Source organism: Allobosea sp. (assembly GCF_048595345.1).
In the GTDB taxonomy this organism is placed as follows: domain Bacteria; phylum Pseudomonadota; class Alphaproteobacteria; order Rhizobiales; family Beijerinckiaceae; genus Allobosea.
This window is the reverse complement of sequence record NZ_JBMDWH010000027.1, coordinates 25,499-38,304: the sequence shown is the minus strand read 5'-3', so window position 1 is coordinate 38,304 and position 12,806 is coordinate 25,499. Positions and strand designations below refer to the sequence as shown.

The following is a 12,806-nucleotide window of genomic DNA, read 5'->3' as shown; positions in this document are numbered from 1 at the left end:
GAACGCAGTTGAACGGACGCCGCTCACCCGGTCGAGGGTTCCGGGTTCGCACCTTCGGCGCGCCCCGGAATGACAGGCGAGAGTCCTCACAGCCGCTTCGCCACCTCTTCCAGCATCACTTCGGTGGCGCCGCCGCCGATCGACTGGACGCGGGCGTCGCGGGTCATGCGCTCGATGGTGCTTTCGCGCATATAGCCCATGCCGCCATGGAACTGCAGGCAATCATACATCACCTCGTTGACCAGTTCGCCGCAATAGGCCTTCACCATCGAGACTTCGCGAGTCGCGTCGAAACCCTGAGCGTCGAGCCAGGCGGCGTGATAGACCAGCTGGCGGCCGGCCTCGACCTTGCCGGCAAGGTCGGCGAGGCGCTGGCGGATGGCTTGCTTCTCCCAGAGCGGCGCGCCGAAGGCCTTGCGCGTCTTCACATAATCCAGCGTCAGGTCGATGGCGGCCTGGGCCTCACCGATCGCCATGGCGCCGATCACGGTGCGCTCGTTCTGGAAATTGCTCATGATCGCGTAGAATCCGCGCCCTTCCTGCCCCAGCAGGTTCTGCGCCGGCACGCGGCAATCGACGAAGGAGAGCTCGGCGGTGTCGGATGAGCGCCAGCCATGCTTGTCGAGCGCGCGGGAGACCGAAAAGCCGGGCGTGCCCTTCTCGACGAGGAAAATCGAGACCGATTGCGAGGGCCTGGCGGACAGGTCGGTCTTGGCGGCGACGCAGTAGAGATCGGCATGGACGCCGTTGGTGATGAACATCTTGGCGCCGTTCAGCACGTAATGATCGCCCTCGCGCCGGGCCGTGGTGCGGATCCCCTTCACGTCCGAGCCGGCATCGGGCTCGGTGACGGCGACCGCGACGATCTTCTCGCCCGCGATGACGCCGGGAAGATAGGCGTCCTTCTGCGCCTTGGTGCCGGCATTGGCGATGTGGACCGAGGCCATGTCGGTGTGGACGAGGGCGGTGATCGCCACGCCCGAAAAGGTCGAGCGGCCGAGTTCTTCCGCCAGGATCACGGTCGCCAGCGTGTCCATCTCCGAGCCGCCATATTCGGCGGGGTAGCGGATGCCGAAGAAGCCGAGCTCGCCCATGCGACGCAGCACCGCGCGCGGGACGAAGCCGTCCTCCTCCCACTGCGAGGCGTGCGGCTTGATCTCGGTCTCGACGAAGCGACGCACCTGATCGCGCAGCGCCTCGTGCTCCTCGGTGAAATAGGGCGAGCGGCGGGGGCTCTCGCCCGCGAGCTTCTCGACGGCCGACATGGCGTTCCTCCTGCTTGACCGCAGCGCTGCGATCGGACTACCTACCGGACGGTAGGTGAAATCGGCGATGCGATCAAGCCGGTCGCCTTCTCCTCAGCCCTCATCCTGAGGAGCCGCGAAGCGGCGTGTCGAAGGACGGTCCAGCGCGCTCTGGAGTATCCTTCGACACGCGATCTGCGATCGCTCCTGAGGATGAGGGCTGAGCCGAACTCGATGGGGCCAATCGGCATGACGGATACCGCGGCAACGATGACTCCATCCCATCCCCCGCTCGCGGAGATGATCGCGACGCTGCGCGAGAAGCATGGCCTCATCGCTCAGGGCGGCGGGGACAAGCTCCGCGCCCGGCACGAGGCACGCGGCAAGATCATGGTGCGCGAGCGGATCGACCTCCTGGTCGATCCCCAGACGCCCTTTCTCGAATTGTCGCCGCTGGCGGCGCATGGGCTCTATGGCGGCGAGGTGCCCGGAGCCGGAATCGTGACCGGGATCGGCATCGTCGCCGGCCGGGCCTGCATGCTGATCGCCAATGACGCGACGGTGAAGGGCGGCTCCTTCTTCGCCGAGACCGTGCGCAAGCATCTGCGGGCACAGGAGATCGCCGAGGAGCATCGCCTGCCCTGCCTCTATCTCGTCGATTGCGGCGGCGCCTTCCTGCCCGAGCAGGACCGGGTCTTTCCGGACCGCGACCATTTCGGCGGCTCCTTCTACAACCAGTGCCGGATGTCGGCAGCAGGCATCCCGCAGCTCGCCATCGTCTTCGGGGCGGCGACGGCGGGCGGGGCCTATATCCCGGCGCTCGCCGACCAGGTGATCATGGTGAAAGGCACAGGCCGCATCCATCTCGGCGGTCCGCCGATCGTGAAGGCGGCGATCCGCGAGGAGGTCGATGGCGAGACGCTGGGCGGGGCGGAGATGCAGACGCTGGTCTCCGGCGTCAGCGACCATATCGTGCCGAGCGAGATGGAGGGCCTCGCCAAGCTGCGCGAGATCGTCGGCGCTCTCGGTGCCATCGGCCAGATCGCGCCGCCGCCGCAGGCGCCCGCCGCGCCGAAGCTCGACCCGGCCGAGCTGGTCGACATCGTGCCGACCGACCTGCGCCGGCCCTATGATGTGCGGTACGTGATCGGCCGCATGATCGATGCCAGCGCCTTCAGCGAGTTCAAGCCGGATTACGGGGCGACGCTGGTCACCGGCTTCGCCCATATCCACGGCTATCCGGTCGGCATCCTCGCCAATAACGGCGTGCTGTTTTCGGAAAGCGCGATCAAGGGCGCGCATTTCATCGAGCTTTGCGACCAGCGCCAGATCCCGCTGCTCTTCCTGCAGAACATCACCGGCTTCATGGTGGGCACGCAGGCCGAGCGTGGCGGCATCGCCAAGCATTCGGCCAAGCTGGTCTATGCTGTCTCGAATGCGCGGGTGCCGAAATACACCGTGCTGATCGGCGGCTCCTATGGCGCCGGCAATTACGGCATGTGCGGGCGGGGCTTTCGGCCGCGTTTCCTGTTCTCCTGGCCCAATGCCCGCATCGCGACGATGAGCCCGGAGGTGGCGGCAACCGTGGTGACCGAGCTGCGCCGCCAGTCGCTGAAGGGTGCTGGGGACGAAGCCGTCCTCGCCGCGCTCGATGCCAGGACGCGGGCGCAGTTCGAGGAGCAGAGCGACCCTTATTATGCCACCGCGCGGCTCTGGGACGACGGCATCATCGAGCCCGCCCAGACCCGCGACGTGCTCGGCCTGTGCCTCGCCCTCGCCGCCGGCGAGCCCCGGGATAGGAATCCGCGGCCCGTGTACAGGATGTGAGCCCAGCATGTTCTCCACCATCCTCATCGCCAATCGCGGCGAAATCGCCTGTCGGATCATCCGCACCTGCCGCAGGCTCGGCATTCGCAGCATCGCGGTGTATTCGGACGCAGATGCGAATGCGCCGCATGTGCAACTGGCCGACGAGGCCGTCCGGATCGGCCCCTCGCCGGCGCGGGACTCCTATCTGCGAGCCGACCGGATTATCGAGGCGGCGCTGACGACAGGCGCGCAGGCGATCCATCCCGGCTACGGCTTTCTCTCCGAACGGCTCGACCTCATCGCCGCCTGCCAGGCCGAGGGCATCGCCTTCATAGGCCCCTCCTCAGCGGCGATCGAGGCGATGGGCGACAAGATCCGCTCCAAGCAGATCGCGCGGGAGGCGGGCGTGCCCGGCGTGCCCGGCTATGACGGTGCCGACCAATCGCCGGAGACGCTGAGGCGCGAGGCGCTGCGCATCGGCCTGCCGGTGATGGTCAAGGCCTCGGCCGGCGGCGGCGGCAAGGGCATCCGCAAGGTGAAGAGCGAGGCCGATCTCAACGCCGCGATCACGACGGCGAGCCGGGAGGCGGAAGCGGCTTTCGGAGACGGGCGCCTCCTCATCGAAAAGTTCGTCGGCCAGCCGCGCCATGTCGAGGTGCAGGTGGCCGGAGACCGCCACGGCACCATCGTGCATCTGTTCGAGCGCGACTGCTCGGTGCAGCGGGCGAACCAGAAGCTCATCGAGGAAGCGCCGGCGCCGAATCTGAGGCCCGAGACGCGCGCGGCGCTGCATGCCCATGCGCTGACGCTCGCGCGCGCCATCGCCTACGACAATCTCGGCACCGTCGAGTTCCTCGTCGATGCGGCGACGCAGGAGGTGTTCTTCCTCGAGATGAACACGCGGCTGCAGGTCGAGCATCCGGTGACGGAGGCGATCACCGGGCTCGATCTGGTCGAATGGCAGATCCGGATCGCCGCCGGCGAGAGCCTTCCGGCGCGGCAGGAGGAGATCGTCTGCACCGGCCATGCCATCGAGGCGAGGCTGACGGCCGAGCGGGCCGATGAGGGCTTCCGGCCCGACACAGGCGCCATCCGCTTGTGGCGGGAGCCGGCCGGGCTGCGTGTCGACACCGGCGTGGAAATGGGCAGCGTGGTTTCGCCCTTCTACGATTCGATGCTCGCAAAGATCATCGCCCATGGACGGGATCGGGACGAGGCGCGGCGCAGGCTCGCCGATGGGCTGGAGCGCATGACGGTTCTGGGGCCGGCGACGATCAGGCCCTTCCTGGTCGAGGCGCTGCGCGCGCCGGCCTTCGTCGCCGGCGAGGCGACGACATTGTTCATCGGCGCGACCTGGCCGCGGGGCTGGGGCGGGCCGGCCACCGATCCGGCCCAGCGCGATGCGGTCGCGGCCGCGATCTGGCTCGCGTCACGGCCGGCGATCGTGGCAGGCCCCTGGGGCGGGCTCGGCGGGTTTCGCCTGCTGGCGCCGGCGGGGCGGCCCGGCACCAGCCATCTGGCGCTGACGGGGGCCGGCGAGACCCGGCGCATCGCCGCCGCCGATCTCGGCGGTGGTCTCTGGAGCATTTGCGGGGCGGCGGGAGAGATCCTCGTCGGCGCCGAGCGGCAAGGCGGTGGTGCCGATTGGAGAGTGACGCTGGATGGTCGCGCCCTGCCCGCGCTGGCGCAGGTCGAGGATCACGGCGTCTTTCTTCGTTTCGGCGCCTTCGAGGGCTCTATCGGGATCGCCCTCGCCGTGGCGGCGGCCGCCGCCGGCCGGGCGGCGGGCGGGGCCGGCGGCGATGCACTGCGCGCCGCGATGCCGGGCACCATCGCCGCCCTGTCCGTATCGGAAGGCGAGCGTGTCGCGGCAGGACAGGTCGTCGCCGTGCTGGAGTCGATGAAGCTGTTCATGGAGATCAAGAGCCCGATCGACGGGGTCGTCTCGCGCGTGGCGACGAAAGCGGGCGCGACGGTCGCGGCCGGCGATCTCATCCTCACGCTGGCATCAGACGAGACGGCGGGCGCGGCGGGGTAAAATCCTCGTCACGCAACGGAACCCAAGGCCATCATCAGCCCTTGTTCATCTTGGCGCCTCCATGATGGCGCCGAATCTCGCTCGGTTGGCCGGGCCATGCACGGGAAGGACAGGATGTCGCTCAGGAAACTCACCCTCGCCGTGCTGGCGGGCGCCACGGTTCTGGCGTCCATGCCGGCCGGCGCGCAGTATTACGACCCCTACCGGCCGCCGGCGCCGCGCTACGACGACGATTACCGTTACGAGCGCCGCCCCCCGCCGCCGCGCTACGAGGACGAGTATCGCCGGCCGCGTTACGACGACGGCTATCGCCGACCCGATTACGGTCGCCCGGATCGCGGCTATGATCCGGCCCCGCGGGGCGCGATGTGCGTGACAAGCCGCGGCACCTGCCCTGCTCCGCCGATCCAGCGCGGCTCGCCCTGCCGCTGCGACATTCCGGGCTTCGGCGTCAAGCGCGGCGCTGTACAGTAAGCCCGGTCCGGCGCCCGCAGCCTCAGCGGCGGCGGGCGCTTTCCGTTCCCAGATAGCAGATGCCCTCCCCCGGATGCGCCGTGGGGTTGGGGAAGATGATGAAGCCGTCGCGCGGCATCGGCACGACGGTTCCATCCGCCCGGCGGGCGATGGGCGTGCCCTTCGCCACGCGGTCGCCCGTGCGCCAGCTCCCTTCGAGACGATCCCCTTGCGCCTCGCAGATCACGAGGTCGTCCATGTGGACCACGGTCCTCCGCTCCGCTCGCGGTGGGTCCTCGTCGGTCAGGCCGCAATGGGCGAGCACGTTGCGGATCGCCGCATAGCCCACATCGACCGAGACGGGATCGTCGTGACGGCCGCATTCGAGCGTCACGCCATAGCCGCCGGCGAACCGCATGAACTCCGTCGTGCCGAAGCCCTCGGTGACCGCCAGGCGCGGCAGATCGAGCCTCTCGCGCGCCGCGATCAGCCGGACATAGATGTCCAGCCAGCCATGGATCATCAGCTCGACGCCGAGCGCGCCGGCAAATTCCATCTCGGCGGCCGCATGCCGGAACGGCTCCAGAGCGCCGCGATTGTCGTCCGGACCGAAGAAGACGAAGGGCACGCCCTCCCCGCTGAAGGAATGCACATCCAGCAGCGCGTCATGCGCGCGCAGGATGGCGGTGAGGCGGTTGCCGATGCGGTCCTCGTTGTCGACCGGTTGCGGCCGCTCGCGAAGGTCGCGGTTGAGATTGCGGTCGCCCTCGCGGGTGTTCTGCCGATAGGCCTTCGGATTGGCGACCGGCAGGAAGGTGACCTCCCCGCGCGCGATGCGGACGCGGCCCTCCCGGCAATCCGCGATCACCCGGGCGATCGCCTGCGGCCCGCAGGTCTCGTTGCCGTGGACGGCCCCCATGACGAGCAGCTTCGGCCCGGCTTTTAGCCCATGGAAGCCGATGGTTTCGAGCGGAGGATCGTCCGCGTCTGAAGGCGTGCCGGAGAGCTTTTCTGCGAGCATCATGTCAACCGTCTCGGGGGATGGCCCGGCACCCCTGGACCGGAGCATCCTCGCGGGCATCTCGCGAGGATGGCCCTTGCGCCGGCGGCGGGCAAGCAGGGCTGGACGAGGACCGCCCGTTCCTTGTGGAACCAACGCCCTCTGCACCGCATTGGTCCGCCAGCCCCCTTTGCGAGCCGCCGCCATGAGCGCATCTGCTGCCATCGAACCGATCTCCGTCCAACGCGCCGCGGCGAAGCTTGCGGGCGCGGTCGGCGCAACGGCTTCGCGCCGGAAGCGCGCAGCGACGGTTGCGAAGCCGGCTACCGCCCAGCGGCTCCGGCGGGCGAGGCCAGAGGACCTGACCATCACCCGCATTCGCCATGGCCGCTTCTTCGGCTATCGCGATGCGGAAGGCCGCAAGATCACCGATGAGGACACGCTCGCACGGATCCGCTCTCTGGCCATCCCGCCCGCCTATCAGGATGTTCGCATTTCGGCCGATCCGCGCACGCATCTGCAGGCGATCGGACGGGACGAGGCCGGGCGCACGCAGCATCGCTACCACCCCGACTGGGAGAAGGTGCGCGAGCGGCGAAAGCTCAAGCGCCTCGCCCAGCTGATCGCGGCGCTGCCCAAACTCAGGGCGCAGATCGCCGTCGATCTCAAGGCGCGCAGCCTCACCCGGGACAAGACTTTGGCCTGCGCGGCGGCGATCATCGACCGCTGCCATATCCGGGTCGGCAACGAGACCTATGCCAGGACCAATGGCAGCCATGGCGCCTCCACGCTGCTGAAGCGGCATGTCACCCTCTCCGGCAGCACGATCGCGCTGCAGTTTCGCGGCAAGAGCAGCAAGGACGTCGCCTGCTCGCTGACCGATGCGGCCCTGGCGCGCGCCATCGCCCGCATCGCCACTTTGCCCGGCCAGCGCCTGATGCAGTATCGGCGCGACGACGGAACGGCCGCGCCGATCCACGCTTCGGATATCAACGATTATCTGAAGCGCGTCAGTGGCCTGCCGATCAGTTGCAAGGATCTGCGGATGCTCGCGGCCAACGCCGCCGCCGCCGAGCTGCTGCTGGCGGCCGAGGAGGTCGTGAGCGAGACCGGCAAGAAGCGCCAGCTCGCCGATATCATGCGGCAGATCTCGGAGCGGCTGGCCAACACCCCGGCCGTGGTCCGCAAGAGCTATGTCCACGCCATCGTGGTCGAGGCCTATGCCAGCGGGCGGCTGCAGCGCAGCTATGCCCGCGTGCGCGCCAGCGGTCGCTGCTCGCGGATCGAGCGCGCGCTGGCGTTGCTCGCGGCCTGAGCGGGAACAATCGCCGCGCGCGGCGCTTGCTCTCCCGACCGGGCAGCGACGCCCATCCGCAACAAGGAGACGATCCCATGGACCCCCGCGAACCCCAGCGCGACAAGGCCGAAACCGGCGACGACACCGCTTCGGTCAGCCTCTACGAGGCCGAGATCACCGCCGACATGCCCGATACCCGCCGCGTCAGCGACCTGACCAATATCCATGACGCCGGCAGCGACGCCAACGACACCGAGGACGGGTTGACCGAATCCGAGGAAGCCGTCCGCCAGGCAGCGGAGGACATTCCGACCGGGGCCGACCCTGCAGGACGGCGCGACAGCGTGCCGGTTTTCGATCGCGGCTCGCTGCCGCCAAAGGTCTGACGGCACTCCGGCCCGGCGCGAAGCGGCTCGCACAGCCATTGCGGTCTTGACTTCTGGAATAGCCATCTCCGTCGTCGTCCGCGCGCCAATATCCTGATTTCTTTCAGGAAAATATTGTCTTTCTGGCGCGGAACCGACTCGGGCACGACGGCGTTTCCCCACCGCTCCGGACCAGGGAACCGCATCCACCGGGATGCGCAGGGTGCCGGACGACGCTGAGACGCCCGTGGAGAGGGATATGGACGAAGATCGTATCAAGCGGATCGCCCGGGCGATGTGCCGGGCGGCGCGGCTCGATCCCGATAAGCCCGCCGATGAGAGCGCGAGCTTCACGATACCGATGCAGGACTATGACGCCCCGGCCGAGCAGCCGGCCTGGATGCTGTTCCGCAAGGAGGCGACGCTGTTCGCGGCGCAGAACCGGGAGATCGTGCAGGCCCTTTGAGGCCGGCACCGGAAAGCGGCCACCCGCAGCATGCGGCGGTGGTCATCAAAAGGCCCGGTCCCCCTCGCGGAGGCCGGGCCTTTTTACATCGCTCGACGGCAGTCCTGCCGCGCGTTCAGAGCGCCTTGAAGCTGGGGTAATGACCGCGGAAGCTGCTTTCCAGGATACGGCCGCCGCCGCGCTGCTTCAGGATCTCCGCAGCCGCGAGGCCGATCCCGGCAGCATCCGCCGGATCGCCCTCGGCCGTCGCCGTGACCGTTTCGGCGCCGTCGATGGAGGTGATCTGGGCGAAGAGCGACAGGCGCCCATCCTGCCAGTCGGCGAAGGCGCCCACCGGCAGGCTGCAGCCGGCGCCGAGCGCATGCATCATCGCCCGCTCGGCCTCGACCTCGGCGCGCGCCTTGGGGCATTCGATCGCCTTGAGCACCGCAATCACCGCCTCGTCCTCGGCGCGCGCCTCGAGCCCCAGCGCACCCTGTCCGACGGCATAGGGAAACTTCAGCGGGTCGAGCACCTCGGAGGTCGCGCCATCCATGCCGAGGCGGCGCAACCCGGCATGGGCCAGGATCACGGCGTCCAGTCCGTCCTCGCCGTCGATCTTGGCCAGGCGCGGCCCGACATTGCCGCGGATCGGCACGACGGTGACGTCGCGGCGCAGGCTAAGGATCTGGGCGCGGCGGCGCAGCGAACCGGTGCCGACGCGGGCGCCCTCGCGCAGCGTCGCCAGGGTGGCGCCGCAGAGTCCGTCGCGGGCGTCCTCGCGCGGCGGCACCGAGGCCAGAACCAGCCCCTCATGCAGCGTCGTCGGCAAATCCTTCAGCGAATGGACGACGAAATCGACCTCTCGCGTGACCAGTTGCTGCTCGTGCTCGATCGCGAAGACGCCGACCATGCCGAATTCGTGGAATTCGGATTTGCGGTCCTTGTCGGCGATGGTCTGGATCTGGTGGAGGGTGAACTCCGTGTCCGGAAACCGTGCCTTGATCAGCTCCATCACGTGATGGGTCTGGGCCATCGCCAGCGGGCTGCGGCGGGTGCCGATCCTCAGATGCATGCTCTCACAACTTTCGCACCGATTCCGTGCCCGCGAGGGCCGGTGTGCCGCCGGCTATATCAGCCAGCGCGGGGCCTGACGAGTGCGCCGGAGGGCCGTGTCGCCGCAGGACCTCCAGAGCGCCGGCGAGCACCGCGTCGATCCTGCGGTCCGCCATCTGCGAGACGTTGAAACGCATCATCGCGCCGGCGGTCTGGCTGGCGCTGAAGACATTGCCCGGCGCCAGCACCACGCCCTCGGCCAGCGCCAGCTTCGAGAGCTGCGCCGCATCCAGCCCGCCCGGCAGCGCGCACCAGAGATAGAAGCCGCCGCGCGGCATCAGCCATGGCCGGATGCCGAGCGTCCCCAGCCGTTCCGCCACCTCGCGGCGGGTGCCCGCGAGCCGCCGCCTCACCTGCTCGAGATGCTTGCGATAGCCGCCGCCGGCGAGAAGCTTAGCCACCAGCCCCGCCGCCACCGGGCTCGGCCCGCCGAAATTCGTGGCGATCTGGAGATCGACGACGGCCTCGACGAGGTCGGGCCGGGCCGCGACATAGCCGCAACGCACCGAGGCCGAGAGCGTCTTGGAAAAGCTGCCGATGCGAATGACGCGGTCGAGCCCGTCCAGCAGCGCCAGCCGCGCCGAAGGCTCCGGCTCGAAATCGGCGAAGATCTCGTCCTCGACGATGGTCAGATCGTGCCGAGCAGCGATGGCGAGGATGCGATGCGCCCGGCTCGGCGAGAGCGTCGCGCCGGTCGGGTTGTGAAGCGCGGCATTGGTCAGATAGAGGCGCGGCTTTTCCCGCGCGACCACGGCCTCGAAGGCGGCGGGATCCGGTCCCGTCTCCGCATAGGGCACGCCGACGACACGGGCGCCATGGGCCCGCAGCAGGGCCTGGAAATTGAAATAGCAGGGATCGTCGATCAGCACCGCATCGCCCGGCCGCAGCAGCAGCCGGCAGACCAGATCGAGCGCCTGCGTGCCGGAGCCGGTGAGAACGAGCTGGTCCGGCGCCAGCTCCAGCCCCTCTTCGGCAAAGCGCCCGAGCAACAGCCCGCGCAAGGCCGACGAGCCGCGGGTGCTGCCGTAATCGGCCAGCAGCGCGTCATCCGCCCGCGACAGCGTCCGCAAGGCGCGGCGCAACCCCTCATGCGGCATCCACCCGGCCGGCAGCCAGCCGCAGCCCGGCTTCAGCATGGCGTCCGACGCATCGAGGGACTGGCGCGAGACCCAGAAAGGATCGACCGCGCGGGCCTCGGGAGCGGCGGCGGCACCCAGTGGCACCGTCGGCCCGGCGCGGCCGGTCAGGTAATAGCCGGCGCCGGGCCGGGCGCGGACGAAACCTTCCGCCACCAGCCGGTCATAGGCCTCGGCCACCGTCGAGGGCGAAAGCTCCAAGGTGGCTGCGAGGCGCCGGATCGAGGGCAGGCGCTCCCCGGCGCCGGCCCCCCGCGCTACCGCGCGCGCCTTGATCGCGGCCATGGCCTGCTCGGTGCGGCTGCGGCGGAGACGGGTCATCCCTGGTCCCGATTGTCTGGTTGGCGTCACCATACAGTTTGCATCAACCGTGCGGAATTGTCCCTGTCGCGGCACTCTTGCCTCCGGCAGGGTCGGCGCTTCTTTTCGAAAGGTCGCAGCGTGCGTTCAGGACGAGGCTGGGTCAGCGGTTTCATCGGCGTCGTGATCTTCAGCGGCTCGCTGCCGGCGACGCGGCTGGGCGTAGCGGGCTTCTCGCCGCTGTTCCTGACCTCGGCGCGGGCGGTGATCGCGGCGCTGCTCGGGGTCGCCTGTCTTGCGCTGCTGCGTCAGAGGCGGCCCGAGAGACAGGACCTGATCCCGCTCGCCATCGTCTCGCTGGGCGTCGTCATCGGTTTTCCGCTGCTGACGGCGCTCGCCCTGCAGCACATCACGGCAGCGCGCTCGATCGTGTTCATCGGCCTGCTGCCGCTGGGCACGGCGGTGTTCGGGGTGCTGCGCGGCGGGGAGCGGCCGCGACCCGCCTTCTGGCTGTTTTCCCTGCTCGGCAGCGGCACGGTCGCGGGCTTCGCGCTGGTGCAGAGCGAAGCCGGCTCGCTGGCGGGGGATCTGCTGATGCTGGGCGCAATCCTGCTCTGCGGGCTCGGCTATGCTGAGGGGGCGACACTCTCGCGCAAGCTCGGCGGCTGGCAGGTCATTTCCTGGGCGCTGTTGCTGTCGCTGCCGCTGATGGCGGGGCTGGCGATGTGGCAATGGCCCGCCTCTTTCGGCGGGATCGGCCTGCCCGCCTGGCTTGGGCTCGCCTATGTCTCGGTGTTCAGCATGCTGGTCGGTTTCGTCTTCTGGTATCGCGGGCTGGCGCTCGGCGGCATCGCCGGCGTCGGGCAGCTGCAATTGCTGCAGCCCTTTCTCGGGCTGCTGCTCGCCGGGCTGATCCTGGGCGAGCCGATCGCCTGGACGATGATCGCGGCGACGGGCCTCGTGGTGCTGAGCGTCGCGGGGGCCAAGCGCTTCGCCTGAGGGCGATCCCGACCGTTCGCTCGACGGCAGGGCGGAACAACCGGCCGTCAGCCCGGATGCTTGTGGATCGGGTCGACCCAGTAGACCGATTCCGGTTTCTCGACGGGATCGACATCGGTGATGTTCACCACCACCGCCTCGTTGTCGGAGCGGACGAGGACGCATTCCAGCACCTCGTCGGGCTTGGCGTTGATCTCCTGATGCGGGACGTAAGGCGGCACATAGATGAAATCGCCCGGATCGGCCTCGGCGACGAATTCAAGTTTCTCGCCCCAGCGCAGCCGCGCCCGGCCGCGCACGACATAGATCACGCTCTCCAGAGGCCCGTGATGATGCACGCCGGTCTTGGCGTCGGGCTGGATCGAAACCGTGCCGGCCCAGATCTTCTGGGCACCGACGCGGGCATGGTTGATCGCCGCCTGCCGGAACATGCCGGGGGTCTGCGCCGTGTTGGAGTCGAGCCTGTCGCCCTTGATGACGCGCACGCCGTCATGTTTCCACCGCGGCTCGCCCTCCTGAGGCGGATGGTCGTGAGCATGATCGTGATCGTGGCTGTCACCGTTGCCGCACATCGGGCGTCTCCTTCGTCGCCGCCATCCTCGAC

General features: G+C 69.0%; 12 protein-coding genes. 7 read left to right on the top strand and 5 right to left on the bottom strand.

The features are described 5' to 3' along the window. Positions 1-86: 86 nt before the first annotated feature. Positions 87-1,265: an acyl-CoA dehydrogenase family protein gene (locus ACOJTB_RS03790; protein ID WP_420101188.1), complete on the bottom strand. Its 1,179-nt coding sequence runs from the start codon at positions 1,263-1,265 to the stop codon at positions 87-89. Between the two features lie 249 nt (positions 1,266-1,514). On the opposite strand from ACOJTB_RS03790, the gene ACOJTB_RS03785 reads away from it, so the two are divergent. From ACOJTB_RS03785 to ACOJTB_RS03775, 3 genes are all read left to right on the top strand, one after another. Then, on the top strand, positions 1,515-3,071 hold the full coding sequence (locus ACOJTB_RS03785) for an acyl-CoA carboxylase subunit beta (RefSeq protein WP_465248395.1): 1,557 nt from the start codon (positions 1,515-1,517) through the stop codon (positions 3,069-3,071). Between the two features lie 7 nt (positions 3,072-3,078). After that, on the top strand, positions 3,079-5,091 hold the full coding sequence (locus ACOJTB_RS03780; protein WP_420101186.1) for an acetyl/propionyl/methylcrotonyl-CoA carboxylase subunit alpha: 2,013 nt from the start codon (positions 3,079-3,081) through the stop codon (positions 5,089-5,091). Between the two features lie 114 nt (positions 5,092-5,205). After that, positions 5,206-5,565 carry a hypothetical protein gene (locus ACOJTB_RS03775; RefSeq protein ID WP_420101185.1) on the top strand — a complete coding sequence of 120 codons (360 nt, stop codon included), beginning with the start codon at positions 5,206-5,208 and terminating at the stop codon, positions 5,563-5,565. A gap of 22 nt (positions 5,566-5,587) precedes the next feature. On the opposite strand, the gene ACOJTB_RS03770 is transcribed toward ACOJTB_RS03775, so the two are convergent. Beyond that, positions 5,588-6,568, bottom strand: a complete 981-nt coding sequence (locus tag ACOJTB_RS03770; RefSeq protein WP_420101184.1) for a succinylglutamate desuccinylase/aspartoacylase family protein — start codon at positions 6,566-6,568, stop codon at positions 5,588-5,590. A 181-nt stretch (positions 6,569-6,749) separates the two neighbouring features. Here ACOJTB_RS03770 and ACOJTB_RS03765 point away from each other — a divergent pair, with 181 nt between their 5' ends. From ACOJTB_RS03765 to ACOJTB_RS03755, 3 genes are all read left to right on the top strand, one after another. After that, positions 6,750-7,859, top strand: a complete 1,110-nt coding sequence (locus tag ACOJTB_RS03765) for a DNA topoisomerase IB (protein WP_420101183.1) — start codon at positions 6,750-6,752, stop codon at positions 7,857-7,859. A gap of 77 nt (positions 7,860-7,936) precedes the next feature. Continuing rightward, a complete protein-coding gene (locus ACOJTB_RS03760) occupies positions 7,937-8,227 on the top strand; it encodes a hypothetical protein (protein ID WP_420101182.1) in 291 nt (96 codons plus the stop codon). Between the two features lie 238 nt (positions 8,228-8,465). Continuing rightward, complete coding sequence (locus ACOJTB_RS03755) at positions 8,466-8,672, top strand: hypothetical protein (protein WP_420101181.1); 207 nt, start codon at positions 8,466-8,468, stop codon at positions 8,670-8,672. A 115-nt stretch (positions 8,673-8,787) separates the two neighbouring features. Here the strand turns inward: ACOJTB_RS03755 and hemC are convergent, their stop codons facing one another. After that, positions 8,788-9,726, bottom strand: coding sequence for a hydroxymethylbilane synthase (gene hemC / locus ACOJTB_RS03750; RefSeq protein ID WP_420101180.1), 939 nt, complete (start codon positions 9,724-9,726; stop codon positions 8,788-8,790). Between the two features lie 4 nt (positions 9,727-9,730). Next, on the bottom strand, positions 9,731-11,224 hold the full coding sequence (locus ACOJTB_RS03745) for an aminotransferase-like domain-containing protein (RefSeq protein ID WP_420101179.1): 1,494 nt from the start codon (positions 11,222-11,224) through the stop codon (positions 9,731-9,733). Positions 11,225-11,344: 120 nt separating this feature from the next. Here ACOJTB_RS03745 and ACOJTB_RS03740 point away from each other — a divergent pair, with 120 nt between their 5' ends. After that, on the top strand, positions 11,345-12,202 hold the full coding sequence (locus tag ACOJTB_RS03740; protein WP_420101178.1) for a DMT family transporter: 858 nt from the start codon (positions 11,345-11,347) through the stop codon (positions 12,200-12,202). A gap of 47 nt (positions 12,203-12,249) precedes the next feature. Here the strand turns inward: ACOJTB_RS03740 and ACOJTB_RS03735 are convergent, their stop codons facing one another. Next, positions 12,250-12,774: a cupin domain-containing protein gene (locus ACOJTB_RS03735; RefSeq protein WP_420101177.1), complete on the bottom strand. Its 525-nt coding sequence runs from the start codon at positions 12,772-12,774 to the stop codon at positions 12,250-12,252. Positions 12,775-12,806 lie beyond the last annotated feature (32 nt).